Consider the following 25,129-nt stretch of genomic DNA (forward strand, 5'->3'; position numbering starts at 1 on the left):
TCAGTTGACCTTGGCAGGGTGCAGCGAGGTGCCGGCGCGGTCCGAGCGCAGCGAACTCCACCAGCTCAGCGGGTTGAACGTCGCATCGCCGTCGAGGCTGAAGGTGATGAACTCCGCACGCCCGCCGAGATTCTCGTACGGCACCGGCCCGCCGAGCCCGAGCTGGCTCAGCGCGAACCGGCTGTCGGCCGAGCGATCACGGTTGTCGCCCATCAGGAAGACGTGGTTCGCGGGGATCGTGATCTCCGCGAAATTGTCGCCCTGGCTGTCCGATTCGAGATCGATCGTCTCGTAGCGGCGGCCGTTGGGGAGCGTCTCCGTATAGGTCGGCAGGCGGCACATCTCGCGGCCATCGGGCAGCGTCTCGCGCGCGCCGGGATAGTCGATCTCGCTGCACGGGCTGTTGGTGTCGACGGGGATCAGCGTGTCGTGGAGCGGGCCGCGCTTCACCGCAACGCCGTTTAGGAAGACGATTCCGCCGCGGACGGCCAGCTTGTCGCCGGGCAGCCCGATGACGCGCTTGATATAGTCGTTATGCGTCCCCGGCGGCGTCACGATCACCACGTCGCCGCGCGTCGGCAGCGATCCGAAGAGCCGGCCATGCATGAACGGCAGCGACACGCTCCAGCTCTCTTCCTGCTGACGCAGCACGACGCCCTTGAAAATCGCGATCGGGTCGGGAATCGTCGGCGACACGAACGACCAGCCGTAGGCGAACTTGGTCACCACTAGCCGGTCGCCGATGCGGAGGCCCGGCAGCATCGATTCGCTGGGGATATAGAAGGGCTTGGCGATGAAGCTGTGGAAGCCGAGCACGACCAGGATCAGCCAGAATATGCCCTTCACCTCGCCCCACCAATCGGTGCCGCGGCGGCGGGTCGTTTCCGGTGCGGTGCCGGCCAGTGGCGCGGTATCCGCCGCGGTCGTCTGCGCGAGGGGCTTTTCCTGGAACTCGTTGCCGTCCAACGCCGCGTCCTTCATCGATTCGTATCCTGGCGCATGCCCGGGGATATCAGAGGTATAGCTTCGATGATCACGAAGGCCTGCGCCCACGGATGATCATCGGTCATCGTCAAATGCACGCGTGCGGCGTGGCCTTCAGGCGTTAACGCGTCAAGCCTCGCTTTGGCGCCCCCGGTCAACGCCAGTGTCGGCGCGCCACTCGGAGCGTTCACGACGCCGATATCGCGCATGAACACGCCCGCGCGAAACCCGGTCCCGACCGCCTTCGAAAACGCCTCCTTGGCCGCGAACCGCTTCGCCAGCGTCCCGGCTTTCGTGAAAGGCCGCCGCGCCGCCTTCGCCCGCTCGACATCGGTAAACACCCGCTGCTCGAACCGCTCCCCGAACCGCTCGACCGACGCCGCGATCCGCTCGATGTTACACAGGTCGGATCCGAGCCCGATGATCACAAAATCCTCCCCGGCACGGGGAGGGGGACCGCGACGCGAAGCGGCGGGGTGGAGGGGGGGCTCCACGAACGATCCGCCCGCGGTGGGCCCCCTCCCCCATGCTGCGCATGGTCCCCCTCCCCGTGCCGGGGAGGATTAGCGCGCCGCATCCATAGCCTCGCGCATCAGCCGAACCGCTTCGCCAAGCCCGACGAACAGCGCCTCGCCCACCAGGAAATGCCCGATGTTCAGCTCCCGAACCTGCCGGATAGCCGCGATCGGTGCGACGTTGTCGTAGGTCAGCCCGTGCCCCGCATGCACCTCGATGCCGTTCTTCGCCGCCAGCGCCGCCGCATCGTTCAGACGCCGCAGCTCCACCACCCGCGCCTCGCCCGACAGTTCCGCATACAACCCGGTGTGCAGTTCGATCACCGGCACTTTGAGCCGCACCGCCGCCTCGATCTGGCGCGCATCCGGTTCGATGAACAGCGACACGCGGATCCCCGCCCCCGCCAGCGCATCGACCAGCTTCGCCATCCGGTCGTAATGCCCGGCGACGTCGAGCCCGCCCTCGGTGGTCAGTTCCTCGCGCTTTTCCGGCACGATGCACGCCGCATGCGGCTTGTGACGCAGCGCGATGCCGAGCATCTCGTCGGTCGCCGCCATCTCCAGGTTGAGCGGGATCGTCAGCTCGGCCGACAACCGCGCGATGTCGTCATCGGTAATGTGCCGCCGGTCCTCGCGCAGATGCGCGGTGATCCCGTCCGCCCCCGCCGCCGCGGCCATCAGAGCCGCACGCACCGGATCGGGATACCCGGCGCCGCGTGCGTTGCGCACCGTGGCGACGTGGTCGATGTTTACGCCGAGGCGCAGGTCCCGGCTCATGCTGCCGCCCTGCTGCCGGGCTTGATCGCCGGGATTGCCGCCAGTTCGCGCGGCAAGGCATCCGCCGGATAAGTCGGCACGTCGAGCCGGATCAGCGGGAAGAACGGCACGCCCAGATCCGCCGTCCCGTTCGAGCGATCGACCAACGCCGCCGCCGCGACCGTCACGCCGCCAGCCCGCCCGATCGCCGCGATCGCCTCGCGCGACGACAGCCCGGTGGTGACGACATCCTCCATCATCAGCACGCGCTGGCCGGGCGCGAGCCGGAACCCGCGACGCAGTTCGAACACGCCGTCGGGCCGCTCGAGGAATACCGCCTCGACGCCAAGCGCGCGGCCCATTTCGTGGCCGGCGATGACGCCGCCCATCGCTGGCGAGACCACGATATCGATCTGCGCCCGCAGTTCTTCGGGGATCGACGCGACGAGCGCCTCCGACAACCGAGCGCCTCGCGCCGGATCCATCAAAACCCGCGCGCATTGCAGGTAGCGCGAACTGCGCAAGCCCGAGGACAGGATGAAATGCCCTTCGAGCAACGCTTCGGCAGCGCGGAATTCGGCGAGCACGTCGTCTTCGGTCATCGCGGGTCATCGCTCCAAATGGTCTGCCCGCGCTGATACGAGCGCGGGAAACCACGTGCAACGAGAACCGGCGCTTCAGGCATCACACGTCACCTACCCCGTCATCCTGACGAAAGTCAGGATCCAGAGCCAGGCACGTCGACCGTCGTTACTCTGGATCCTGACTTTCGTCAGGATGACGAGAGACTGGCGAGCAATCGAGACAAGACTTGAGGCGAGCCCCCCCGCTGGGTATAGCTCTTCCCAAATCATAAGCAGACATCCGCGCGTCCGGAATCGGGTTCGCTATAAACCGGGGTCAAGAAAAACGATGCGCAAGATGGGGATGAGAGGATTTGCGATGGCAGCGGGGCTCGCATTGGCGAGTCTCGGTGGTGTCGCCGGGCACGCGGCCCAGCCGACGCCAGCAGCACCACAGGCCGCCGCCGCACCCGCGGGCGTGTCCAACACCGCGCCGACCACGGCCGCCGCGACGCCGACCGCGAACCCGTCCAGCCCCGAGCTGGCGATGGACGGCGCCCCCGCGATGACGGTCAAGCCGATGATCGGCCAGCCGACCGACGGTCTGTTCGGCCTCCAGCCACAGGTGACCAAGAACGGCCAATTCGCGCACTGGATGCACAATTCGATCCTGGTGCCGACGATCACGATCATTTCGCTGTTCGTCCTCGCGCTCCTCTTCTGGGTCTCGTTCCGCTATCGCAAGGCACGCAACCCGGTCGCGTCGAAGACCAGCCACAACACCGCGATCGAGATCCTCTGGACGCTCGCGCCGGTCGTGATCCTCGTGCTGATCGCAGTCCCCTCGATCGGCCTGCTCCAGGCACAGTTCAAGCCGGCCCCGTCGGGCGCGGTGACGCTGAAGGCGATCGGCAACCAATGGTATTGGACCTACCAGTATCCGGACAATGGCGGTTTCGAGATCACCGCCAACATGCTGAAGGAAAAGGCTGACGTCGCTGCGGGCGAGCGTGGTCGCACCGATGCCGACGGCCCCAAGCTGCTCGCCACCGACAACCGCATCGTCCTCCCGGTCGGTGTGCCGATCCGCCTGATCACGACGTCGAACGACGTGATCCACAGCTGGGCGGTGCCGGCGTTCTGGATCAAGCTCGACGCGATCCCCGGTCGCCTCAACGAGACCAGCTTCACGATCGAGAAGCCCGGCCTGTATTTCGGCCAGTGCTCGGAGCTTTGCGGCGCGCGCCACGGCTATATGCCGATCGCGGTCGAGGCCGTTCCGCCCGCCGAATACGCGGCGTGGGTCAAGGCCAAGGGCGGCACGATGCCGACCCCCGGCAAGGCGTCCGACAAGGTCATCCCGCAGCCCGGCGCCGACGGCTCCGCGGCGAAGGTCGCGGAGGCCGCCGAGACGGCGAACGCCACCGGCCCCGTTGAAAACGTAACAACCGCAGCCCCCGCAACGACGCAGGGCGCCACCTCAAACCCGGCCGGCGCCGGCAACGCGGGACAGTAAGATGACCGACACCGCTCTCCATCCGTCGGCGTTCGTCGCGCACGAATCGCACGACCACCACGATACCGATCACAAACCCGGCTTCTTCGCGCGTTGGTTCATGTCGACCAACCACAAGGACATCGGCACGCTGTACCTCATCTTCGCGATCGTCGCGGGGATCATCGGCGGCTCGGTCTCGGGCCTCATGCGCGCCGAGCTCGCGCATCCCGGCATCCAGTATCTGCAGGGCTGGGCGAGCATGCTCCACGGCGGTCCCGCCAGCCTCGACGAATCGCTTCATCTCTGGAACGTGCTGATCACCGCGCACGGCCTGATCATGGTGTTCTTCATGGTCATGCCGGCGATGGTCGGCGGCTTCGGCAACTGGTTCGTGCCGATCATGATCGGCGCGCCCGACATGGCGTTCCCTCGCATGAACAACGTGTCGTTCTGGCTGTTGATCCCCGCCTTCACGCTGTTGCTGGCCTCGCCGTTCTTCGGTGGCGCGGGTAACGGCTGGACGCTCTACGCGCCGCTCTCGACGTACGGCGAGCCTGGCCCTTCGACCGACATGGCGATCCTCGCGCTCCATCTCGCGGGTGCCTCGTCGATCCTCGGCGCGATCAACTTCATCACGACGATCTTCAACATGCGCGCGCCGGGCATGACGCTGCACAAGATGCCGCTGTTCGTGTGGTCGATGCTCGTCACCGCGTTCCTGCTGCTGCTCGCGCTGCCAGTGCTCGCCGCGGCGATCACGATGCTGCTGACCGATCGCAACTTCGGCACGACCTTCTTCGATCCGGCCGGCGGCGGCGATCCCGTCCTCTACCAGCATCTGTTCTGGTTCTTCGGCCATCCCGAAGTCTACATCATGATCCTGCCGGGCTTCGGCATCGTCAGCCAGATCATCTCGACGTTCAGCCGCAAGCCGGTCTTCGGCTATCTCGGCATGGCGTACGCGATGGTCGCGATCGGCGTGGTCGGGTTCGTCGTGTGGGCGCACCACATGTTCACGACGGGCCTCAGCGTGAACACCAAGATGTACTTCACTGCGGCGACGATGGTCATCGCGGTCCCGACGGGCATCAAGATCTTCTCGTGGATCGCGACGATGTGGGGCGGCTCGCTCACCTTCAAGACGCCGATGGTATGGTCGATCGGCTTCATCTTCATGTTCACCGTCGGCGGCGTGACCGGCGTCGTGCTCGCGAATGGCGGCATCGACGACTACATGCAGGACACGTACTATGTGGTGGCGCATTTCCACTACGTGCTGTCGCTGGGTGCGGTGTTCTCGCTGTTCGCCGGGTTCTATTACTGGTTCCCGAAGATGACCGGCAAGATGTATAACGAGTTCCTCGGCCAGCTGCACTTCTGGGTGTTCTTCGTCGGCGTGAACGTGATGTTCTTCCCGATGCACTTCCTCGGTCTCCAGGGCATGCCGCGCCGCATCCCGGACTACACCCCGCAGTACGAACATTGGAACACGGTCGCCTCGGTCGGCTACATGATCATGGCCGCGGGCATGGTGGTGTTCTTCGTCAACCTGATCTGGTCGCTGGCGGCCGGCAAGAAGGCGGGCGACAACCCCTGGGGCGACGGCGCGACGACGCTGGAGTGGACGATCTCCTCGCCGCCGCCGTACCATCAGTTCGAGACGCTGCCGCGGATCGATTAGGATGCAAGGCAGCGTAGCGACAGCTACGCGCCGGTGCGGCCCAGCCGCACGCATCCGACCGGCCGGCGCGGCAATGCCGCGTCCGACGACACGGGATTAACTCCCGTGTCGGGCCAGCCAAGCAAGAGAACGCCTCGGGGAAACCCGGGGCGTTTCTCGTTGGATAAGGCAGTACCCGCTGGCGTCGACACTCGAACGCTCCCCCGCCGCGCCACGTCATTCTGACGAAAGTCAGGACCCAGGGTCAAAAGCGTCTCCCTCCATGGCTCTGGGTCCTGACTTTCGTCAGGATGACGGTGGGAATGGGTCGACCGCTCGCCGATCTGGCAGGGTCGTGCTAGTGGGCTATCGGGTTAAAAAGCAGCGAGCGAGCTCATGAGCTAGCGCGCGAAAAAGCCAGCACCCCTGCCTTGATCCCGTCACCCGAGCGAAAGCTGGGGTCTCATCTTGAGATTCCCGTCACGCACAACGCGGGAGACCCCAGCTTTCGCTGGGGTGACGGTCGTGGAAAGCGGCCGCTCCTCGCGCCACCAAGCCACGCCGCTTTCCCCCAAGCCTTTCAACGCGTATAGCGTACCCGAACCATGACTCCCGCAACTCCCCTCCTGCCACCGGCGCATTGGCGCGATTTCCTGGCGCTGACCAAGCCGCGCGTGATGACGCTCGTCGTCTTCACCGGGCTCTGCGGCATGCTCGCAGCCCCCGTCGGCGTGCACCCTGTGATCGGCTTCACCGCGATCCTCTGCATCGCGCTAGGCGCGGGCGCGGCGGGAGCGCTCAACCAATGGTATGAGTCGGACATCGACGCGGTCATGCGCCGCACGCAGAAGCGTCCGCTGCCCGATGGCCGGATGGAACGCCAGGCAGCGCTCCATTTCGGCGTCGGGCTCGGCGCGTTCTCGGTCCTGTTCATGGGGTTTGCGGTCAACGCCGTCGCCGCCGCGATCCTGACCGTCTCGATCCTGTTCTACGTGCTGATCTACACCGTCTGGCTCAAGCGCCGCACGCCGCAGAACATCGTCATCGGTGGGGCAGCGGGCGCGTTCCCGCCACTGATTGGTTGGGCCGCCGCGACCGGTGACATCGCGCTGCTCCCCGTCCTGCTGTTCCTGTTCGTATTCCTCTGGACGCCGCCGCATTTCTGGGCGCTCGCGCTGTTCATGAAGAGCGATTACGCCGCCGCGGGCGTGCCGATGCTCCCCGTCGTCTCGGGCGAGCGCACCACGCGGACGCAGATCGGGCTCTACACGATCCCGATGGCGGCGGTTGCGATCCTGCCTTGGCCGCTCGGCCTAACGGGTGCGATCTACGGCATTGCGGCGGTCCTGCTCACCGGCTGGTTCGCGTTGCTAGCCGTCCGCGTCGCCAAGCGCACCACGCATGCCGACGATGCGATGAAACCGGAGAAGGCCTTGTTCAAATACTCGATCCTGTACCTGTTCGTGATGTTCGGCGCGCTGGTCGTCGACCGGTGGTTCGCATGAGCCTGCCCGATCCCGACCTGATCCGCAGCCGTCAACGCGGTCGCGCGCGCGTAATGGCTATCCTGCTGGGCGCATTCGTAATCCTCGTCTTCGCGATCTCGATCGCCAAGATCCGCGCCGGCATGCCGCACTGATGGCCGGCTGGAAGGCTATGTCGCGCACCAACCGTACTGCGGCGCTCGCGGTGCTCTTCATCTGTTTCATGACCGGCCTCGCCTGGGCCAGCGTCCCGCTCTATCGGCTGTTCTGCTCGGTCACCGGGCTCAACGGGACGACCCAGCGCGGGCTCGTCGCCCCCGGCGCGGTCGATCACAAGATCACGGTCGACTTCGACACCAACGTCAGCCCGAAACTCCCGTGGAAGTTCGTGCCCGAGAATCGTTCGGACACGATCGACGTCGGCGCGCGCGACATGGCGTTCTTCACCGCGACCAACACGTCGAACAAGCCGCTCACCGGCACCGCGACGTTCAACGTCCAGCCCGCGCAGGCCGGCAAGTATTTCACCAAGATCCAGTGCTTCTGCTTCACGCAGCAGACGCTGAAACCCGGCGAGACCGCGCGGATGCCGGTGATCTTCTTCGTCGATCCGAAGATCCTGACGGACCCCGACGCGGCCGATATCCAGACGATCACGCTCAGCTATACGTTTTACCCGGTGGATTCTGCGAAAACAGCCAGCTAGAACGACGCCAAAGAAAATAGGGGAGTACCGATGGCCGGCGCCAAGAACCATGATTACCACATCCTGCCGCCGAGCATCTGGCCGCTGGTCGGATCGTTTTCGGCGCTGATCATGGCGGTCGGCGGCATCATGTGGATGCACGGCGGCCATATCGACAAGCCCAATGGCGGCGGCTGGATCTTCTTCATCGGCCTGACCGGGCTGCTTTTCACCTTCTACAGCTGGTGGGCGCAGGTCATCAAGGAAGCGCACGCGGGCGACCATACCCCCGTCGTGCAGCTTCATTTCCGCTACGGCATGATCCTGTTCATCGCCTCCGAAGTGATGTTCTTCGTCGGCTGGTTCTGGGCGTTCTTCGACTTCTCGCTGTTCCCGACCGCGATGACGTTTGCCGACGGCACCGTCACGCGGGCGGCCGAAGGCGGCGCGGCGATCGTCGCACAGTGGCCGCCAAAGGGCCTGACGGTCATCAACCCGTTCGAACTGCCGCTGCTCAACACGCTGATCCTGCTGACCTCGGGCACGACGGTGACCTGGGCGCACCACGCGCTGATCCACAACCAGCGCGGCGGCGAGAAGACCGGTGCATGGGGCCTAATCGGCGTCGGCAACCGCGACGGCGTGCTCAAGGGCCTGTGGCTGACGGTGATCCTCGGCGCGCTGTTCAGCTCGATCCAGGCGTATGAGTACGTCCACGCGCCGTTCCCGTTCAAGGGCATCAACTACGGCGCGTCGTTCTTTATGGCGACCGGCTTCCACGGCTTCCACGTGCTGATCGGTACGATCTTCCTGATCGTCTGCCTGGTCCGCGCCTATCGCGGCGACTTCACCCCGCGCCAGCATTTCGGCTTCGAGGCAGCGGCTTGGTACTGGCATTTCGTCGACGTCGTGTGGCTGTTCCTGTTCGTCACCGTCTACGTCTGGGGCGGCTGGGGCGCCCCCGTCCACGGCGGTTGAGAGCCTACCACCTGACCCTTGCCATCCACCCCGGCGAAGGCCGGGGCCCAGTTGGAAAGGTCGCAGTAACGAAGTGCCGCCCTCCGTCAGCAACGTCCCCCAACTGGGCCCCGGCCTCCGCCGGGGTGGCAACCTTTGGGGATAAGGCACTGCCACTAGCTAACGGGCGCTCCCTTACCTTGTTCTCCCGCGAAGGCGGGAGCCCAGTCTGGATCCCCGCCTTCGCGGGGAAACAAGGATGGGCGAACTGACCGCATGACCGAAGATCCATACCCCCTCGCCACAGCCCCCACGATCGCCCAGGTCGCGTTGAAAAGTCTCTGCCCCCGCTGCGGCAAGCCGACTCTCTTCGCGAAATGGTCCAACTTCGCCGACCGCTGCCCGAATTGCGGGCTCGACTTCAGCAAGTTCAACGTCGGCGACGGCCCCGCCGCGTTCCTGACGCTGATTCTCGGCGCCCTCGTCGTGGCCCTCGCAATCACGCTCGAACTCAAGGTCCACCCTCCGCTCTGGCTCCACATGCTGATCTGGATCCCCTTTACCGCCGGCGGAGTCGTGTTGTCCCTAAGAGCGGCAAAGGGCGCCCTCATGTCCGCCGAATACCGCAACGCAGCCCGCGAAGGCCGAATCGACCCGTGACGAGACGCATCCCGATCATCCCCACCATCCTCGTCACGCTCGCAATTGCGGCGATGATCGGCCTCGGTCTGTGGCAACTCCTCGACCGCCTCCCGAAAAAGGAAGCGTTCCTTGCCCAGCTCGCCGCCAACCCCGCCAAACCGACGATGGCCTTCCCGCGCTTCCCCGACGAGACGCTCCTGTTCCGCCGCGCCGCCGGCCTCTGCCTCCAGCCGACCGGGATCAAACTCGCCGGCGCCGGCAAGTCGGGCTTCCGCGCGATCGCCGAGTGCCGGACCGGCGCGGAGGGCCCCGGCATGATCGTCCAGCTCGGTACCACGCGCGATCCGATGGCCGAGGTCACCTGGGCCGGCGGCGAAGTCTCCGGCTACATCAGCCACGCCCCCGACGGCCGTTCGCTGATCGGATCGCTGTTCGATCACACCCCGCAGCGCCTGATGTTGGTCGCCGACACCCCGCAGGCCGGCCTCAGCCCCAACGGCAAGCCCGACATCGCGTCGGTCCCGAACAACCACCTCGCCTATGCAGGCCAGTGGTTCTTCTTCGCCGCCATCGCCGCGATCATCTACGCCCTCGCGCTGCGCCGCAGGTCACGAACGGGACCAGACGTACGATAAACCAAACACCGTCATCCCAGCGAAAGCTGGGATATCCCGGTGTGGCACGCGTCATCTGCCTCGTGAGATACCCCAGCTTTCGCTGGGGTGACGGAATGGGGCTAGGGGCAACGGACTGCCGGCTTAGGTACGGGACTGGGATTGGCGACTAGGAACCGGGGACTGGGAACCGACGGGATCGCCCACCATACTCGCCCGAAAGCTTGTCCCCTCTCCCCCCAACCGCTAACCGGCTTGGCCATGCGTTACATCAGCACCCGCGGCTCGGCGCCCATTCTCGATTTTGAAGCGGCGACGCTCGCCGGTCTCGCCTCCGATGGCGGCCTCTACCTCCCCGACGCATGGCCTACGATGAGCCGCGACGAGATTGCCGCGCTCGCCGGGCTTTCCTATGTCGACACCGCGGTCGCGGTAATGGCGCCGTTCATCGGCGACGCGATGACGCGCGAGGAACTGAAAGCACTCTGCGAACAAGCCTATGGCCGGTTCTCGCACGCCGCAGTCGTTCCGCTCGTGCAGCTCGACCACGACCAGTGGCTGCTCGAGCTCTTCCACGGCCCGACGCTCGCGTTCAAGGACGTCGCGCTCCAGCTGCTCGGGCTGTTCTTCGAACGCTTCCTCGCCGGCACCGACAAGCGCCTGACGATCGTCGGCGCGACCAGCGGCGACACCGGCTCGGCCGCGATCGACGCGGTCGCGGGGCGCGACGGCATCGACATCTTCATGCTCCACCCGGTCGGCCGGATCTCCGACGTGCAGCGCCGCCAGATGACAACGGTGCTCAGCCCCAACGTCTACAACATCGCCATCGAAGGCAGCTTCGACGATGCGCAGGCGCTCGTGAAGGCGATGTTCAACGATCGCGCCTTCTCGACCAAGTTCGCGCTGTCGGCGGTGAACTCGATCAACTGGGCCCGCCTGATGGCGCAGGTGGTCTATTTCTTCTACGCCGCGATCCGCCTCGGCGCGCCGGATCGCGAGGTCGCGTTCGCCGTCCCGACCGGCAATTTCGGCGACGTGTTCGCCGGCTATGTCGCGGCAAAGATGGGGCTTCCGGTGGCCAAGCTGGTCGTCGCGACCAACGTCAACGACATCCTCCACCGCGCGCTCAGCACCGGCGACTATTCGAAGGGCGGCGTCCAGCAGACCCCGACCCCGTCGATGGACATCCAGGTGAGTTCGAACTTCGAACGCCTGTTGTTCGACCTCGGCGACCGCGATGGCGCAGCGCTCGCCGCACAGATGGCCGGCTTCGAATCCTCGGGCGCGATGCGTCTCACCAATGCGCAGTCGGAAGGCGCCTCCGCGCTCTTCCAGAGCGAGCGCATCGACCTCGACGACATGACGCTGGCGATGCGCTGGGCACACGAGCATGCCGGGCAGGTCATCGACCCGCATACCGCAATCGGCCTCGCCGCGGCGCTGCGCACGGAAGTCCCCGCCGGCGTACCCATCGTAACGCTCGCCACCGCGCACCCCGCCAAGTTCGGCGACGCAGTCGAGCGCGCCACCGGCGTTCGCCCCTCGCTGCCAACCCGCGTCGGCGACCTGTTCGACCGCGAGGAGCGTTACGCCACGCTGCCGGCGACGTTCGACGCGATCACCGCCTACATCACCGAGCGCGCGAAGCCGTCGGCATGAAATTGCATACCCTCATCGGCGAACCCTGGGCAGATTACGGCCTGATCGACTCGGGCCACGGCAAGAAGCTCGAGCGCTATGGCCGCTTCCGCTTCATCCGTCCCGAGCCGCAGGCCATGTGGGCGCCCGCCTCGACCGACTGGCAGGCGCAGGGCGAATTCGTCCCCGGCTCCGACGAGGACGGCGGCGGCCGCTGGGAATTCTCCGAGCCCGTCCCTCGCGAAGGCTGGACGCTCAAGTGGAACGAGGTGTCGTACACCGCGCAGACCACCCCGTTCCGCCACCTCGGCTTCTTCCCCGACATGGCGCCGGTGTGGAGCTGGATGCGCGAGCGCGTCGCCGGACTCGACTCGCCCGAATGCATGAACCTGTTCGGCTATACCGGCGTCGGCACGCTGGCGATGGCGACCAAGGGCGTCCGCATGGTCCACGTGGACGCGTCGAAAAAGTCCGTCGAGGCGGCCAAGGCCAACGCGAAACTCTCGGGCGTGGCCGACGCGCCGATCCGCTGGATGACCGATGATGCCGCGAAGTTCGTTGCGCGCGAGGTGCGCCGTGGGCGGCGATATGACGGGATTTTGCTCGATCCGCCGAAATACGGGCGTGGGCCGGAGGGTGAAGTGTGGCGGCTGGAGGAAGACCTGCCGAAGCTTATCGCCGACTGTCGCAAGCTGCTCGACGAGAACTCGCGCTTCCTGTTCCTGACGGTCTACGCGGTGCGGATGTCTGCGCTCGCGATAGGGGAGTTGCTGAACCAGGTATTTGCGGACCTGCCGGGCAAAGTCGAAGTCGGCGAACTCGGCGTCCGCGAAGAAGCGCGCGGCCTGACACTCCCCACAGCAATTTGGGCCCGCTGGAGCTGCTGAACTAGGCCTCTTGGCTACCACCCCGGCGAAGGCCGGGGCCCAATTGGAAAGGTTGGAGTAACGAAGGGCAATCCTTCGTTGGCTACGTCCCCCAATTGGACCCCGGCCTCCGCCGGGGTGGTGGTTAGTTCAGAGGTTATCGCCCGTCACAATCGGCGGAATTACCCCGGAATCTGCTGCGAGATGCAGTGAAAGCTCCCGCCACCCGTCAGGATATGATCCGCACGTTGCCCGACCACTTCGCGATCCGGGAACAGCGCCTGGATCGCCACCACCGCCGCCTGATCGTTCTCCGCGCCATACAACGGCACCACCACCGCGGCATTGCCGATGTAGAAGTTCATATAGCTCGCCGGCACGACCTCCTCGTCGCGCAGCACGCGGCCCGGCGACGGGATCGTCACCACCTCCAGCCCGGCCGCGGCGGCATCGCGCACCGCGTTCTGGTACACCTGCCAGTTCGGATCGTTGTCGGTCGCCTTCGGGATCGCCACGCGCCCCTCACCGACGAACCGCGCGAGGTTGTCGACATGGCCGTCGGTATGATCGTTGACCAACCCGTCCCCCAGCCACACTACGCGGGTATAGCCGAGATCAGACGCCAGCCGCGCCTCGATCTCCGCCTTGCTTAGCGACGGATTGCGGTTGCGGTTGAGCAGGCACTGCTGCGTCGTAACGACCGTCCCGGTGCCATCGCCATCGATCGCGCCGCCTTCCAATACCCAGTCGCACGCCTCGACCCGCTTTTGCCGGCTCGCCGCCAGCCGCTGCCCGATCGTGTCGTCGCCCGGCAGGTCGTACTTCCCGCCCCAGCCGTTGAACCGGAAGTCCCGCGCGCTGCCGTCGCCGACGATGATCGGCGCAGTATCGCGCAGCCAGATGTCGCCGAACGGCTCGACCACCACGTCCGCGAACGGCGCAAGCCGCTTGGCCGTCGTTGCCGAGCCAACGTCCGCCGCGACCAGAATCACCGTCTCGCCCTTGCCGCCGGCGTGCACGGCCTTGGCAAACGCGACGACCTCGTCCCGCGCGGGCTCAAGGTCCTCCAACCACAGGTCGGCATGGCTCGGAAAGCCGATCCAGACGGCCTTGTGATGCGCCCATTCGGCGGGGGTAGAAACGGTCGTGGTCACGTTACTTGGCTCCTGCGCGATCGCGGTCACGGATGCCGCGGAATTCGGCGGTCTTATACCAGTTCGGCCACAGACTGGTATCGTCCGCGAGTTTGCGCCCGAGCCCGTAATAGATCGTCAGATCCTCGACCGCGCCCGACCAGTCCCACTTCGCGTCATATTCGTCCGCCGGCTTGTGATACCGGTGCGCGACATAATCCTCGCGCGCGGCGTGCCCCGCCGCGGTGCCACCGACGACCAAATCCTCGCCGCTGCCGCCATCGAGCATCGGCACGCCGAGCTTGGCGAAACTGAAGTGATCCGACCGGTAATAGCCGCCGCGCTCCGGGTTCGCCTCGACGCCGATCACGCGGCCCTCGGCAGCAACGAACGGCTTCACCAGGTCCTCGATCTCCGACTTGCCCGCACCGGTGAGGACGAAATCCTTCGCGCGGCCATCGACGTTCAGCACGTCCATGTTCACCCCGCCGGCGGTGTGCGCCAGCGGATAGATCGGATGCTCGGCATAATAGCGTGAGCCGAGCAGCCCCGATTCCTCCGCGGTCACGGCAAGAAACGCAATCGAGCGCTTGGCCGGCCCCGCCTTCACCTGAGCCTCGGCCAGCGCCACCAACCCGGCAACGCCGCTCGCATTGTCCGACGCGCCGTTGCAGATGTTGTCGCCATCGACCGGATCGCAGCGCCCGAGATGATCCCAATGCGCCGAGTACAGCACGTAATCATTCGGGGCGGCAGTACCCGGCAGCACGCCGATGACGTTCTTCGACGCCTGCCGCTTGATCGTGTTGTCGAACCCGCCGGCGAACTTCAGTCCGAGCGGAACCGCCTTGAACCCCTTCACCTTGGCCGCCGCGGCGAGCGTCGCATAATCCTTGCCCGCGCTCGCGAACACGCGCTCCGCCGCCGCGCGCTGCATCCAGCCGACGATCTGCGACTGGTCGAGATGATTGCCCTTCTCGTCCAGTTCGAGCTGCGGCCCAGTCCAGGACGACTGCACCACCGCCCACGGATACGCCGCCGGCTCGGTATCATGGACGATGATCGCCGCCGCCGCGCCGTGCTTGGCCGCGTTCTCGAACTTGTACGGCCAGCGCCCGTACCACGTCATCGCACGCCCTTCGAAAGGCCCCTCGCGCGACATCGTCTGCCAGTCGGCATCGTTGATGAGGATGACCACCGTCTTCCCCTTCACGTCGGTGCCAGCGTAATCGTCCCAGCCCTTTTCGGGCGCGGTGATCCCGTAGCCGACGAACACCACGTCGCTGTTCGCCACCGACGCCTTCGGTACGACGCGGTAGGTGCCCGCGACCATGTCGGTCCGGAAGTTGAGACTTACCGGAGTCTTGCCGCCGGTGAAGCTGTACGGCTGCACGTTACCCGCGGTGATCTGCACCATCGGCACGTCCTGCGTCCACGACCCCTTGTTGCCGGGCTTCAGTCCTGCCGCCTTCATCCGCTCGACGATATACGCGACCGTCTTCGCCTCCGCAGGCGTGGTCGGCGCGCGGCCTTCATAGGCGTCCGAGGACAGCACCTGCGTGACGGTCTTCAACGTCTCGACCGAGATGGCAGGGGTAGTCTGCGCGGACGCGGCGGTCCCGAGCAGCAACAGAGACAGGATGGCAGCGCGCATGGTCATTTCCCCATTTGGTTGCGCGCGTTCTGGCAAAGCCCGGCGCGCATGTCCACGAGGCGACAAGGGGCAACGAAAAAGGGCGGCCCCAACGGGACCGCCCTTTTTGTCTCTCGGATCAGCGTCATGGCAAAGCCATGACGTCGGACGTCGCCTAAGCGACGCCGGCCGAGCCGAACCTCTGCTCGTTCTCTTCGCTTAGCGCGAATAGAACTCGACGACGAGGTTAGGCTCCATCTTCACCGGGTACGGCACTTCGTCGAGCGTCGGGACGCGCGTGAAGGTGACCTTCGCGGCGCCGTCGGTGGCGACATAGTCGGGAATCTCACGCTCGGCGAGGCTCTGTGCTTCCATGACCAGCGCCATTTCCTGTGCCTTGGTGCCCAGCGTGATCTCGTCGCCGACGAAGCAGCGACGCGACGCGATGTTGCACTTCACGCCGTTGACGCGGATGTGGCCGTGCGAAACGATCTGGCGTGCCGCGAAGATCGTCGGCGCGAACTTGGCGCGGTAGACGATCATGTCGAGGCGCTGCTCGAGCAGGCCGATCAGGTTCTGCGAGGTATCGCCCTTCAGACGCGCAGCCTCATGGTAGCACGCACGGAACTGCTTCTCGGTCACGTCGCCATAATAGCCCTTGAGCTTCTGCTTGGCGCGCAGCTGGATACCGAAATCGCTGACCTTGCCCTTGCGGCGCTGGCCGTGCTGGCCCGGGCCGTATTCCCGCTTGTTGACGGGCGACTTGGGACGACCCCAGATGTTCTCGCCCATACGGCGATCGAGTTTGTACTTCGCGCTTTGACGCTTCGACATAGTAAGTCCTTGGCAAATGCTAACAACGTTGTTCCCGGTATCGCTCTGCTGGCTGTACGAGACGGATGTCCAGACAGGGCAGGGCCACCGCTTCACCGGGGTGCGGGGCCATTGCGAAGGCGGGCGCCTAGACGGGGGGCGGGCCAGAGTCAAGCTGGACAGGCCGGATAGGGCTCGGCAAGAGACGGCGCATGACCATTCTCCCCGGCCCAGATTGCACCACCATGACCGAGGTCCGCGCAGGCGTCGACGCGCTCGACCGCGACTTGGTCGCGCTGCTCGCCAGGCGGTTCGCGTACATGGACGCCGCCGCACGCATCAAGCCGGAGCGTGGGCACGTCCGCGACGAGGATCGGAAGACACAGGTGATCGACAATGCGCGGGCCGAGGCGGTTAGACTGGGCGTTCCGGAGGCCGTGATCGCGGATCTGTGGGAACGCCTGGTCGAAGCCTCGATCGCCTACGAACTCGCCGCCTTCGACCGGCGCTAGGCTCGCGGCCGCTTCCCCGCCAGCGACGACAGCACGCCGCGGAGGGTCCGGATCTCCTGGCTCGACCAGCCCGGCTTCGTCAGCAACGTCCGCAGAGTCCGCCGCGTCGACTGCATCTTGTCGGGCAGGTGGAAGAACCCCGCCCCCATCAGCATCGCATCGAGCTGCCCGATCATCCCGTCGAGCTCCTCCTGCGGTGCGGGCGGCATGATCGGGTTGATCGACGGCTGTGACAGCTCGCGATCGGCGGTCAGCCCCTTCGACCATTCATACGCGACCAGGATCACCGCCTGGGCGAGATTGAGCGAGCCGAACTCCGGATTGATCGGCACCGTGATGATCGTCCGCGCGACCGCGACGTCGTCGGTTTCGAGGCCGGAGCGCTCCGGCCCGAACAGGATCGCGGAGCGGCCGGGGGCTGCGTGGATCTCGGTTGCGGCCTGTTCGGGGGTAACGACGGGCTTGGTTACGCCGCGTTTCCGCACCGTGGTGGCGAACACCTGCGCGCAGTCGGCGGTGGCGGCGGCGACGCTGTCGTAGACCTTCGCGTTCTGGAGCACGATGTCGGCGCCGCTGGCGGCGGGGCCGGCGGAGGGGTTGGGCCAGCCGTCACGCGGGGAGACTAGCCGCATTTCGGTGAGGCCGAAGTTCAGCATCGCCCGCGCGGCCTTGCCGATGTTTTCGCCGAGTTGGGGGCGGACGAGGATTATGACGGGGGGTGGGGTGGCAGCATCGACCGCCCCCACCCCATCCGAGACCACATAGCTGTCGCTAACCGCGCCCGTACTCGTCATGTTTTCGTCAATCACGTCGCCAAATCCACCGATCTTGCCATGCTCACCAAAGTCGTCCGGCTCAGCCAATTCATCGTGCTTGGACAAACCATCCCGCTCACCCACCCCACCCCGTTCGTCCTGAGTAGGGGCTGAGCGAAGCCGAAGACCCGTATCGAAGGATTTGCGCGAGAGTAAGCGCACTGCGGCCCAATCGCCCGCCGCCAACGCTTCCTTCTTCGCCCGCGTCCAGCCTTTCAACTGCCGCTCGGCCTCGAGCGCCTCGATCCGGCTCGGGAAATCCTGCGACCACATCAGCGTGACCGGGCGCCGGTTGTGCGTATATCCGGGAAGCTCACCGTGCTGATGTTGCGCGATCCGGCGTTCGAGCGCGTCGGTGTGGCCGATGTAATAGCTGCCGTCGAAACAGCGGAGCATGTAGGCGTAAAAGCTCATGCAACCTGTCCTTCGATACGGGCCTTCGCCGCGCTCAGTCCCTACTCAGGACGAACGGGAGGGGTGGAGGAACCGTCGATAAGGTAAAGTTTGCGATGCTGCCAGCGGTGCGGACACTAGCCTGGGCAAGGCTGAACGACGACGAGACTGCACGACGACGAGATGAACGAGGACAAGCTGGGACAAGCCAAACTCACTCCGCTCGCCCGACCTCCTCGACACTCCCGGCAAAAGCCTCGAAGTCCTTCGCCTCGCTGAAATCCCGGTACACACTCGCAAACCGGATATACGCCACGGAATCGAGCCCCTTGAGCCCATCCATCACCATCTCGCCGATCCGCTTAGACGTCACGTCGTTCTCGCCCAGCGTCTCCAGCCGCCGCTGGATCCCGCTCACCAGCTTCTCGATCCGCCCAGCCTCGATTGCCCGCTTCCGAGTCGCGATCGACAGCGACCGGAGCAGCTTCTCCCGGTCGAACGGCTCTCTCCGCCCCTCACTCTTCAACACGAACAGCTCGCGCAACTGGATCCGCTCGAACGTCGTGAAACGCGCGGCGCACCCCTCGCATTGGCGCCGGCGCCGGATCGCCGCCCCGTCTTCGGTAGGGCGGCTGTCCTTTACTTGGCTGTCTTCATGTCCGCAGAAGGGGCAGCGCATTTAGACCTTCTTCTTGCCCTTGTAGTACGCGTAGCCCGCGCCTGCGAGTGCACCGAAGATCGGGCCGATCACCGGCACCGGGATCGCCACGACCGCGCCGAGTGCGCTCCACTTGGCCATGCTCTTGCCGAGGCCGGGGGTCGCCTTGATGTCGTTCTGGACGTCGTCGAACTTCGACATGCTGTTTATCCTTGATAGATCGGGAAGCGCGCGCAGAGTGCACGAACACGCGTCCGAACGTCCGCCTCGACTTCCGGGTCCCCATGCTCGCCCTTTTTCGCGAGGCCGTCCAGCACGTCGGCGACCATGTTGCCGATCTCGCGGAATTCCGCCGGGCCGAACCCGCGCGTCGTGCCTGCGGGCGAGCCGACGCGGATGCCGCTGGTCTTGACCGGCGGCAGCGGATCGTTGGGGATGCCGTTCTTGTTGCAGGTGATCCCCGCACGCTCGAGCGCCTCGTCCGCATCGCGCCCGGTGATGCCCAGCGGGGTGAGGTCGATCAGCGCGAGATGCGTGTCGGTGCCGCCCGAGACGACGTCCGAGCCGCGCTCCTTGAGCGTCGCCGCCAGCACCTTCGCGTTCTCGACGACCGCGGCGATGTAGCTCTTGAAATCAGGCTGCAGCGCCTCGCCGAACGCCACCGCCTTCGCCGCGATCACGTGCATCAGCGGCCCGCCCTGGAGGCCCGGGAACACCGCCGAGTTGAACTTCTTGGCCAGAGCCTCGTCGTTGGTCATGATCATGCCGCCGCGCGGACCCCGCAGCGTCTTGTGCGTGGTGGTCGTCACGACATGCGCGTGGCCGAACGGCGTCGGGTGCAGGCCGGCTGCGACGATCCCGGCGAAATGCGCCATGTCGACCATGAAATACGCGCCGACCTTGTCCGCGATCGCCCGGAAGCGCGCGAAGTCGATCGTCCGCGGATAGGCCGAGCCGCCCGCAATGATCAGTTTCGGCTGATGCTCGACCGCCAGCGCCTCGACCTGATCGTAGTCGATCAGGTGCGTGGTCGCATCGACACCGTATTGAATGGCGTTGAACCACTTGCCCGACATCGCCGGCTTGGCGCCATGCGTCAGGTGACCGCCCGCGTCGAGGCTCATGCCGAGGATCGTGTCGCCCGGCTTGACCAGCGCCAGCATCACCGCGCCGTTCGCCTGCGCGCCGGAATGCGGCTGAACGTTGACGAACCCGCAGCCGAAGATCTGCTTGGCGCGCTCGATCGCGAGCGTCTCGACCGTGTCCGACGGCGCGCAGCCCTGGTAGTAACGCTTGCCCGGATAGCCCTCGGCATATTTGTTCGTGAACACCGATCCTTGAGCCTCGAGCACAGCCTTCGAGACGATGTTCTCCGACGCGATCAGCTCGATCTGCGTCTGCTCGCGTTCCAGTTCGGCAGCGACGCCGGCGAAAACGGCAGCGTCCGCATCGGCCAGGCCGCGCGTGAAAAACCCGTCGGGCTGGACGTCATGAAGTTCGCGGGGCTGAGTGCTCATGCGGGGACCTTTGTGGAAAGTTTATCGACACGGAGTTGATGACGGCCGCCGGCGAATTCGGCGGACAGGAAAGCTTCGACGCACGCCTTGGCCATTTCCTCGCCGATCAGGCGCGCGCCCATCGCGATGGCAGTGGCGTCGTTGTGCACGCGCGCAAGGCTCGCCGACAGTGGTTCGGACACGAGCGCGCAGCGGCAGGCGGGATTGCGATTGGCGGCGATCGAGATGCCGATACCCGAGCCGCACAGCGCGATACCGCGGTCGGCGCTACCGTCGGCGATCGCTGTGGCAAGCTTGAACCCATAATCGGGATAATCGACGCTGGCGGTATCCTCAGGACCGAGATCGAGCACGTCATGCCCCGCCTCGCGCAGCCAAGCGGCGAGCACCGCTTTCAACGAAACGGCGGCGTGATCGGACGCGATGGCGATGCGCACCTGGCGTATTCCTGTGACGGGGGATCGGGTGCCCAGCCCCATACCGACCCGAGCGCGGATTTGCCACACCTGTTCGCGGCTGCTTCGTCATCCTGACGAAAGTCAGGACCTAGGGTAACATAGCGCATCACCCATGGCTCTGGGTCCTGACTTTCGTCAGGATGACGCGCTAAGGTCGGCATCTGCGCTGAACGCCGACCGTGAAGGAGACATCGATGAAAGCCCTCACCCTGCTCGCCACAGTCGCGCTGACCGCCTGTTCGGGCCCTGCGCCCGACACCAGCAGCGACGGCAACATGACGTCCGCCGGCTCGCTCGAACGCAAGGTCTCCGCTCCCGCGCCCAAACCCGCGCCCGACTATACCGGCCGCTGGATCGGCGTCGAAGGCATGGTTCTCGACGTCGCCCCGACCGACACCCGGGGCCACTACGCGCTGACCATGCAATGGGACCTCGACAACAAGGGCACGTTCGACGGCATCGCGACCGGCGACACGATAGCGTTCGATCGCAAAGGCATCCGCGAAACGCTGCGCCCGACCAACGGCGACGCGACCGGGCTGAAATATCTCTTCGGCAAAACCGACTGCCTCACCGTCAAGCCGGGCGAAGGCTATTGCCGCGACGGACTTAGCCGCTAGGTTCCGGATCGTGACCATGGCCTTTTCAAATGCGGACGCGGCGCGCGCGCATCTCTCCGAGGTGCTCTTGCGCACCGGGCAAGAGGACCGCGAAGCGTTTCGCGAACTCTATTCGCTGACCAGCGCGAAGCTTTTCGGCATCACCCATCGTATCTGCGGCAACGCCCAAGCCGCGGAGGATGTGCTGCACGAGGTCTATCTCACGATCTGGAAACGCGCCGGTGCCTGGGAACCCGGCCGCGCGAGCCCGATAACCTGGTTGGCGACGATCGCGCGCAACCGCGCCATCGACTGGCAGCGCGCGCAGGGCGTCCGTCGCACCAGCCCGCTCGACGACGCACCCGACATCGCCGATCCCGGCGAAGGTGCCGAGGCCGGGATGCTGGCGAGCGAATCGTCGCGCGAATTGATCGAATGCCTCGATGGCCTCGAACGGCAGCAGCGCGACGCGATCCGCACCGCGTTCTTCGACGGCGTCACCTATGCCGAACTTGCAGTGAAACGTGCGGTCCCGCTCGGTACGATGAAGAGCTGGGTCCGCCGTGGTCTCGCACGCCTGAAGGATTGCCTCGATGGTTGATCCGATCCCCGACACCGGCGTGCCCCAAGATGTGGCGGCCGCCGAACTTGCGCTCGGCTTGCTCGAAGGCGAGGAGCGCGGAGCAGCGCTGCGCCGCGTGCTCGCCGAACCCGGTTTTGCCGCGCGGGTCGAATGGTGGCGGTCGCGCTTGGCCGTTTTGTTCGACCTATGGCCGGAATACGCTGCCCCGCCGCATCTCGCCGCGCGGATCGAAGCCAGCCTCGACGGTCCAACCACCGCCAAGACCAGCCGCTTCGCCTGGCCCGCACTCGCGGCCGTCACCAGCGCGATCGCCGCGTCGCTGTTGCTGTTCGTCATGGTTCGCCCCGAACCGACCGTGCCCGTCGCCCAGCCGGTCCCCGTCGCCCGCGCGTCGAGCGTGCTCGTCGCGATGCTCGGCGATGCGAAGTCGCCCGTCGCCGCGGTCTACGATCCCGCCAACGGCGCGCTCCGCGTCGCGGCCGGTCCCGGCGTTCCGAATGCGCGGGTCGCGGAACTCTGGGTGATCGGCGGCGACGGCGTGCCGCACTCGCTCGGCCTGCTCTCGGGACGTCCGACGTCGCTGGCACCGAAGGGCGTCGATCGCGGTCGCATTGCCCCTGGCGCAACGCTCGCGATCTCGGTCGAACCGCTCGGCGGCTCGCCGACCGGCCTGCCGACCGGTCCGGTCGTTGCCACCGGTGTGGTCGCCCGCGTCTGATGGCCGTCTGATGACAGTGCGACCCGCCGCCAGCGGCGGCATCCCGCCGATCGCGCGCCTGCTCGGCCTGAGCGGCCTACTGCCACAGCTCGGGGCAGTCGCGCTGTTGCTGAGCGGTGATCCGCAAAGCCGCTATTCCGCGCTGGCGATCGCCTACGCCTATGCCGCGCTGATCCTGAGCTTCCTAGGTGGCCTATGGTGGGGCCTCGCCGCCCGAACCGACTCGCCCCCGCGCTGGCTCTGGTTCGCCAGCGTCGCCCCCTCGCTGATCGCGCTGGTCACCGCGTGGCCCTGGATGGTCGGCCTGCGCTGGCCCGGCCCGTCGTTGGTGGTGCTCGGCATAAGCCTGATCGCTACGCTGCTCGTCGACCGGGCGCTGGTCAAAGCCGGCATTGCCCCGCCCGGCTGGATGGCGTTGCGCGTGCCCTTGTCGCTCGGCCTCGGCATCTTGACGTTACTAGCGGCTATACTGTGACGCGCGTGCGCGGAAATGCTATACCGACGCGATGAGCGTCGCCGAGCACATCACCCAGCTGGCTTCCGGGCCTGCGCGATTCACTACCGCCGAGTTCATGGAACTCGTCCGTCATCCGCCGATCGCCGACTGGCTAGGCAAGGTCGAACTGGTCAACGGGGAGATTATGCGGATGTCACCGGCAAACGTACCGCACTGGAACGCGCAGCGCATCGCGTTCCTCCGATTGCAGTCCGCCTTCGCCGCGCTCGGCACCGAATGGATTGTCGGGCAGGAGCCCACTGTCCGCCTGACCGCCGACACGCTGCGCGAACCGGATGTGGCGGTGCTTCGCGATCCCGATCTCCGCGCGACCTTATTCGACCGCGCTGCGCTTTTCCTAGCTGTCGAGATCGCCGATACGAGCCTCGCGCTAGATCTCGGCGCCAAGCGAAGCGACTATGCCGAGGCGTTCGTGCCGCATTACTGGGTCGTCGATATCAACGCGCGCAGGACGCACGTGATGGCCAAGCCCCGCGCCGGTGATTACGAAGACAAAAGGCTGATCCCGTTCGGCGAGCCTATCGCGATCCCCGAGTTGCACCTCGACATCGTCGTCGACTGAGCCTCAGGCCGCCTTGCGCAGGTCCAGCCGGCTCCAGATCTCCACCAGCGCGTCGGTCAGTTCGCGCATCATCGCCTCGGTATGCGCAGGGCCCGGCGTGAACCGCAGCCGCTCGGTACCGCGCGGCACGGTCGGATAGTTGATCGGCTGCACGTACACGCCGTATTCGGCGAGCAGCACGTCGCTGATCTTCTTCGCCTTGACCGGATCCCCGACCATCAGCGGCACGATATGCGTATCACCGATCATCACCGGCAGCCCGGCGCCCTTCAGCATCGCCTTGAGCATCGCCGCCGAAGCCTGCTGCCCCTCGCGCTCGACGCTCGACGCCTTCAGATGCCGCACGCTCGCCAGCACGCCCGCGACCAGTACCGGCGACAGCGACGTCGTGAAGATGAACCCCGGCGCATAGCTGCGGATCACGTCGACGATCGTACGATCGGCGGCGATATAGCCCCCCATCACGCCGAACGCCTTGCCCAGCGTCCCCTCGAGGATGGTGATCCGATGCGCGACCTCGTCACGCTCCGAAATGCCGCCGCCACGTGCGCCGTACATCCCGACCGCATGGACTTCGTCGCAATAGGTCAGCGCGTTGTACCGGTCGGCGAGGTCGCACACCGCCGAGATCGGCGCGATGTCGCCCTCCATCGAATACACGCTCTCGAACGCGATCAGCTTCGGCGCCGCGGGGTCTTCCGCCGCGAGAAGCTCTTCGAGATGCGCGAGATCGTTGTGGCGGAACACGCGCTTCTCGCAGCCCGAATTCCGGATCCCCGCGATCATCGACGCATGGTTCAACTCGTCCGAAAAGATGATGCAGCCCGGCAGGACCTTCGCCAACGTCGCCAGCGTAGCCTCGTTCGAGACGTAGCCGCTGGTAAACAGCAAAGCGGCTTCCTTGCCGTGCAGGTCGGCGAGTTCGCCTTCCAGGTCGACATGGTAATGCGTGTTGCCGCCGATGTTGCGCGTGCCGCCAGAGCCGGCGCCGACGTCGTGCAGCGCCTCTTCCATCGCCGCGATCACCTTCGGGTGCTGGCCCATCGCGAGATAATCGTTCGAGCACCACACCGTGATCGGCTTCGGCCCGTTATGCCCGGCAAAACAGCGCGCGTTCGGAAACGCACCCTTGTTGCGGAGGATGTCGATGAACACGCGGTAGCGCCCTTCGGCATGCAACCGGTCGATCGCCTGCGTGAACACGCGCGAATAATCGACACGCGGACCCAAGGTGGAATCCGTTGCCGTGATGCCGTTGGTAATCATAGGCTTGGGCACTACGCCTCGCTTTCACTCGTTTCCAGCGCAATACCGCTCTTACGGTGATCGCTTTCCTCATCCTGGGTGCACATT

The 25,129-nt window shown here is 65.9% G+C and carries 29 protein-coding genes; 16 read left to right on the forward strand and 13 right to left on the reverse strand.

Translation table 11 applies throughout. The annotated features are described in order from the left end of the window. The 4 genes from lepB to pyrE all read right to left on the reverse strand — a co-directional run bounded on the left by lepB (position 1) and on the right by pyrE (position 2,857). A complete protein-coding gene (gene lepB / locus C8J40_RS03025) occupies positions 1-981 on the reverse strand; it encodes a signal peptidase I (RefSeq protein ID WP_132895702.1) in 981 nt (326 codons plus the stop codon). Further along, a complete protein-coding gene (gene acpS / locus C8J40_RS03030; protein WP_132895703.1) occupies positions 978-1,412 on the reverse strand; it encodes a holo-ACP synthase in 435 nt (144 codons plus the stop codon). The genes lepB and acpS overlap by 4 nt, the downstream gene beginning before the upstream one ends. A gap of 135 nt (positions 1,413-1,547) precedes the next feature. After that, positions 1,548-2,276: a pyridoxine 5'-phosphate synthase gene (locus C8J40_RS03035; protein WP_132895704.1), complete on the reverse strand. Its 729-nt coding sequence runs from the start codon at positions 2,274-2,276 to the stop codon at positions 1,548-1,550. Then, positions 2,273-2,857 (reverse strand): orotate phosphoribosyltransferase, encoded by a 585-nt coding sequence (gene pyrE / locus C8J40_RS03040; RefSeq protein ID WP_132895705.1) that lies wholly within the window; start codon positions 2,855-2,857, stop codon positions 2,273-2,275. Before pyrE ends, C8J40_RS03035 begins: the two co-directional genes overlap by 4 nt. A 340-nt stretch (positions 2,858-3,197) precedes the next feature. Between pyrE and coxB the strand changes: the two genes are divergently transcribed. The 10 genes from coxB (at position 3,198) to C8J40_RS03085 (ending at position 12,886) form a co-directional block, all read left to right on the forward strand. Continuing rightward, complete coding sequence (gene coxB, locus C8J40_RS03045) at positions 3,198-4,334, forward strand: cytochrome c oxidase subunit II (protein WP_243693177.1); 1,137 nt, start codon at positions 3,198-3,200, stop codon at positions 4,332-4,334. Between the two features lies 1 nt (position 4,335). Further along, entirely contained in the window at positions 4,336-5,997 is a 1,662-nt protein-coding gene (gene ctaD, locus C8J40_RS03050; RefSeq protein WP_132895706.1) for a cytochrome c oxidase subunit I, read from the forward strand. A 584-nt stretch (positions 5,998-6,581) separates the two neighbouring features. Then, positions 6,582-7,481, forward strand: coding sequence for a heme o synthase (locus tag C8J40_RS03055; RefSeq protein WP_132895707.1), 900 nt, complete (start codon positions 6,582-6,584; stop codon positions 7,479-7,481). Continuing rightward, entirely contained in the window at positions 7,478-7,615 is a 138-nt protein-coding gene (locus C8J40_RS20155) for a hypothetical protein (protein WP_165911349.1), read from the forward strand. The genes C8J40_RS03055 and C8J40_RS20155 overlap by 4 nt, the downstream gene beginning before the upstream one ends. Then, entirely contained in the window at positions 7,615-8,166 is a 552-nt protein-coding gene (locus C8J40_RS03060) for a cytochrome c oxidase assembly protein (RefSeq protein WP_132734637.1), read from the forward strand. The genes C8J40_RS20155 and C8J40_RS03060 overlap by 1 nt, the downstream gene beginning before the upstream one ends. A 30-nt stretch (positions 8,167-8,196) precedes the next feature. Beyond that, the gene (locus C8J40_RS03065) at positions 8,197-9,123 is read left to right on the forward strand and encodes a cytochrome c oxidase subunit 3 (RefSeq protein ID WP_132895708.1); all 927 of its coding nucleotides are present in this window, start codon (positions 8,197-8,199) and stop codon (positions 9,121-9,123) included. A 255-nt stretch (positions 9,124-9,378) separates the two neighbouring features. Then, complete coding sequence (locus tag C8J40_RS03070) at positions 9,379-9,762, forward strand: DUF983 domain-containing protein (protein ID WP_132895709.1); 384 nt, start codon at positions 9,379-9,381, stop codon at positions 9,760-9,762. Next, positions 9,759-10,379: an SURF1 family cytochrome oxidase biogenesis protein gene (locus tag C8J40_RS03075; RefSeq protein ID WP_279432578.1), complete on the forward strand. Its 621-nt coding sequence runs from the start codon at positions 9,759-9,761 to the stop codon at positions 10,377-10,379. The genes C8J40_RS03070 and C8J40_RS03075 overlap by 4 nt, the downstream gene beginning before the upstream one ends. Positions 10,380-10,619: 240 nt before the next feature. Beyond that, entirely contained in the window at positions 10,620-12,020 is a 1,401-nt protein-coding gene (gene thrC, locus C8J40_RS03080; RefSeq protein WP_132895710.1) for a threonine synthase, read from the forward strand. After that, positions 12,017-12,886 (forward strand): class I SAM-dependent methyltransferase, encoded by an 870-nt coding sequence (locus C8J40_RS03085; RefSeq protein WP_132895711.1) that lies wholly within the window; start codon positions 12,017-12,019, stop codon positions 12,884-12,886. The genes thrC and C8J40_RS03085 overlap by 4 nt, the downstream gene beginning before the upstream one ends. A 161-nt stretch (positions 12,887-13,047) precedes the next feature. Here the strand turns inward: C8J40_RS03085 and C8J40_RS03090 are convergent, their stop codons facing one another. The 3 genes from C8J40_RS03090 to rpsD all read right to left on the reverse strand — a co-directional run bounded on the left by C8J40_RS03090 (position 13,048) and on the right by rpsD (position 16,465). Next, positions 13,048-14,019, reverse strand: a complete 972-nt coding sequence (locus tag C8J40_RS03090; protein WP_132895712.1) for an agmatine deiminase family protein — start codon at positions 14,017-14,019, stop codon at positions 13,048-13,050. Position 14,020: 1 nt separating this feature from the next. Next, positions 14,021-15,652, reverse strand: a complete 1,632-nt coding sequence (locus tag C8J40_RS03095; protein WP_132895713.1) for a M28 family peptidase — start codon at positions 15,650-15,652, stop codon at positions 14,021-14,023. 198 nt (positions 15,653-15,850) lie between these two features. Beyond that, positions 15,851-16,465, reverse strand: a complete 615-nt coding sequence (gene rpsD / locus C8J40_RS03100; RefSeq protein ID WP_056487297.1) for a 30S ribosomal protein S4 — start codon at positions 16,463-16,465, stop codon at positions 15,851-15,853. Between the two features lie 191 nt (positions 16,466-16,656). Between rpsD and C8J40_RS03105 the strand changes: the two genes are divergently transcribed. Then, positions 16,657-16,956 carry a chorismate mutase gene (locus C8J40_RS03105; protein WP_132734651.1) on the forward strand — a complete coding sequence of 100 codons (300 nt, stop codon included), beginning with the start codon at positions 16,657-16,659 and terminating at the stop codon, positions 16,954-16,956. Here C8J40_RS03105 and C8J40_RS03110 read toward each other — a convergent pair. The 5 genes from C8J40_RS03110 to rpiB all read right to left on the reverse strand — a co-directional run bounded on the left by C8J40_RS03110 (position 16,953) and on the right by rpiB (position 20,776). Then, positions 16,953-18,185 carry a TrmH family RNA methyltransferase gene (locus C8J40_RS03110; RefSeq protein WP_132895714.1) on the reverse strand — a complete coding sequence of 411 codons (1,233 nt, stop codon included), beginning with the start codon at positions 18,183-18,185 and terminating at the stop codon, positions 16,953-16,955. The genes C8J40_RS03105 and C8J40_RS03110 overlap by 4 nt on opposite strands. Before the next feature lie 193 nt (positions 18,186-18,378). Beyond that, on the reverse strand, positions 18,379-18,843 hold the full coding sequence (nrdR, locus tag C8J40_RS03115; protein WP_056487307.1) for a transcriptional regulator NrdR: 465 nt from the start codon (positions 18,841-18,843) through the stop codon (positions 18,379-18,381). Further along, the gene (locus C8J40_RS03120) at positions 18,844-19,023 is read right to left on the reverse strand and encodes a hypothetical protein (RefSeq protein WP_056053298.1); all 180 of its coding nucleotides are present in this window, start codon (positions 19,021-19,023) and stop codon (positions 18,844-18,846) included. Positions 19,024-19,028: 5 nt separating this feature from the next. Then, positions 19,029-20,339 carry a serine hydroxymethyltransferase gene (locus tag C8J40_RS03125; protein ID WP_132734655.1) on the reverse strand — a complete coding sequence of 437 codons (1,311 nt, stop codon included), beginning with the start codon at positions 20,337-20,339 and terminating at the stop codon, positions 19,029-19,031. Further along, positions 20,336-20,776: a ribose 5-phosphate isomerase B gene (rpiB, locus tag C8J40_RS03130; protein WP_132895715.1), complete on the reverse strand. Its 441-nt coding sequence runs from the start codon at positions 20,774-20,776 to the stop codon at positions 20,336-20,338. Before rpiB ends, C8J40_RS03125 begins: the two co-directional genes overlap by 4 nt. Positions 20,777-20,991: 215 nt before the next feature. Between rpiB and C8J40_RS03135 the strand changes: the two genes are divergently transcribed. The 5 genes from C8J40_RS03135 to C8J40_RS03155 are packed head-to-tail and all read left to right on the forward strand — an operon-like array spanning position 20,992 to position 23,776. Beyond that, positions 20,992-21,417 carry a hypothetical protein gene (locus C8J40_RS03135; RefSeq protein WP_132895716.1) on the forward strand — a complete coding sequence of 142 codons (426 nt, stop codon included), beginning with the start codon at positions 20,992-20,994 and terminating at the stop codon, positions 21,415-21,417. A gap of 16 nt (positions 21,418-21,433) precedes the next feature. Next, on the forward strand, positions 21,434-21,997 hold the full coding sequence (locus C8J40_RS03140) for a sigma-70 family RNA polymerase sigma factor (RefSeq protein ID WP_132895717.1): 564 nt from the start codon (positions 21,434-21,436) through the stop codon (positions 21,995-21,997). Next, positions 21,990-22,697, forward strand: a complete 708-nt coding sequence (locus C8J40_RS03145; protein ID WP_132895718.1) for an anti-sigma factor — start codon at positions 21,990-21,992, stop codon at positions 22,695-22,697. Before C8J40_RS03140 ends, C8J40_RS03145 begins: the two co-directional genes overlap by 8 nt. Before the next feature lie 10 nt (positions 22,698-22,707). Further along, complete coding sequence (locus tag C8J40_RS03150; protein ID WP_132895719.1) at positions 22,708-23,172, forward strand: DUF3429 domain-containing protein; 465 nt, start codon at positions 22,708-22,710, stop codon at positions 23,170-23,172. Between the two features lie 31 nt (positions 23,173-23,203). Then, complete coding sequence (locus C8J40_RS03155) at positions 23,204-23,776, forward strand: Uma2 family endonuclease (protein ID WP_132895720.1); 573 nt, start codon at positions 23,204-23,206, stop codon at positions 23,774-23,776. A 3-nt stretch (positions 23,777-23,779) separates the two neighbouring features. Here C8J40_RS03155 and hemA read toward each other — a convergent pair whose 3' ends face one another. Continuing rightward, a complete protein-coding gene (gene hemA, locus C8J40_RS03160; RefSeq protein ID WP_132895857.1) occupies positions 23,780-25,042 on the reverse strand; it encodes a 5-aminolevulinate synthase in 1,263 nt (420 codons plus the stop codon). Between the last annotated feature and the right edge of the window lie 87 nt (positions 25,043-25,129).

Origin of the sequence: Sphingomonas sp. PP-CC-3A-396, from assembly GCF_004343105.1 — a bacterium.
Lineage (GTDB): Bacteria > Pseudomonadota > Alphaproteobacteria > Sphingomonadales > Sphingomonadaceae > Sphingomonas.

Bases quoted from the DNA above. Each gene is read 5' to 3' on its own strand.
- C8J40_RS03105 (WP_132734651.1), top strand. From the start codon at position 16,657: ATGACCATTCTCCCCGGCCCAGATTGCACCACCATGACCGAGGTCCGC.
- C8J40_RS03135 (WP_132895716.1), top strand. From the start codon at position 20,992: ATGAAAGCCCTCACCCTGCTCGCCACAGTCGCGCTGACCGCCTGTTCG.
- C8J40_RS03060 (WP_132734637.1), top strand. From the start codon at position 7,615: ATGGCCGGCTGGAAGGCTATGTCGCGCACCAACCGTACTGCGGCGCTC.
- C8J40_RS03155 (WP_132895720.1), top strand. From the start codon at position 23,204: ATGAGCGTCGCCGAGCACATCACCCAGCTGGCTTCCGGGCCTGCGCGA.
- C8J40_RS03095 (WP_132895713.1), bottom strand. From the start codon at position 15,652: ATGCGCGCTGCCATCCTGTCTCTGTTGCTGCTCGGGACCGCCGCGTCC.
- ctaD (WP_132895706.1), top strand. From the start codon at position 4,336: ATGACCGACACCGCTCTCCATCCGTCGGCGTTCGTCGCGCACGAATCG.
- nrdR (WP_056487307.1), bottom strand. From the start codon at position 18,843: ATGCGCTGCCCCTTCTGCGGACATGAAGACAGCCAAGTAAAGGACAGC.
- rpsD (WP_056487297.1), bottom strand. From the start codon at position 16,465: ATGTCGAAGCGTCAAAGCGCGAAGTACAAACTCGATCGCCGTATGGGC.
- C8J40_RS20155 (WP_165911349.1), top strand. From the start codon at position 7,478: ATGAGCCTGCCCGATCCCGACCTGATCCGCAGCCGTCAACGCGGTCGC.
- pyrE (WP_132895705.1), bottom strand. From the start codon at position 2,857: ATGACCGAAGACGACGTGCTCGCCGAATTCCGCGCTGCCGAAGCGTTG.
- C8J40_RS03035 (WP_132895704.1), bottom strand. From the start codon at position 2,276: ATGAGCCGGGACCTGCGCCTCGGCGTAAACATCGACCACGTCGCCACG.
- hemA (WP_132895857.1), bottom strand. From the start codon at position 25,042: ATGATTACCAACGGCATCACGGCAACGGATTCCACCTTGGGTCCGCGT.
- C8J40_RS03110 (WP_132895714.1), bottom strand. From the start codon at position 18,185: ATGAGCTTTTACGCCTACATGCTCCGCTGTTTCGACGGCAGCTATTAC.
- C8J40_RS03140 (WP_132895717.1), top strand. From the start codon at position 21,434: ATGGCCTTTTCAAATGCGGACGCGGCGCGCGCGCATCTCTCCGAGGTG.
- thrC (WP_132895710.1), top strand. From the start codon at position 10,620: ATGCGTTACATCAGCACCCGCGGCTCGGCGCCCATTCTCGATTTTGAA.
- C8J40_RS03085 (WP_132895711.1), top strand. From the start codon at position 12,017: ATGAAATTGCATACCCTCATCGGCGAACCCTGGGCAGATTACGGCCTG.
- C8J40_RS03065 (WP_132895708.1), top strand. From the start codon at position 8,197: ATGGCCGGCGCCAAGAACCATGATTACCACATCCTGCCGCCGAGCATC.
- C8J40_RS03150 (WP_132895719.1), top strand. From the start codon at position 22,708: ATGACAGTGCGACCCGCCGCCAGCGGCGGCATCCCGCCGATCGCGCGC.
- C8J40_RS03070 (WP_132895709.1), top strand. From the start codon at position 9,379: ATGACCGAAGATCCATACCCCCTCGCCACAGCCCCCACGATCGCCCAG.
- C8J40_RS03120 (WP_056053298.1), bottom strand. From the start codon at position 19,023: ATGTCGAAGTTCGACGACGTCCAGAACGACATCAAGGCGACCCCCGGC.
- lepB (WP_132895702.1), bottom strand. From the start codon at position 981: ATGAAGGACGCGGCGTTGGACGGCAACGAGTTCCAGGAAAAGCCCCTC.
- C8J40_RS03125 (WP_132734655.1), bottom strand. From the start codon at position 20,339: ATGAGCACTCAGCCCCGCGAACTTCATGACGTCCAGCCCGACGGGTTT.
- C8J40_RS03055 (WP_132895707.1), top strand. From the start codon at position 6,582: ATGACTCCCGCAACTCCCCTCCTGCCACCGGCGCATTGGCGCGATTTC.
- coxB (WP_243693177.1), top strand. From the start codon at position 3,198: ATGGCAGCGGGGCTCGCATTGGCGAGTCTCGGTGGTGTCGCCGGGCAC.
- C8J40_RS03145 (WP_132895718.1), top strand. From the start codon at position 21,990: ATGGTTGATCCGATCCCCGACACCGGCGTGCCCCAAGATGTGGCGGCC.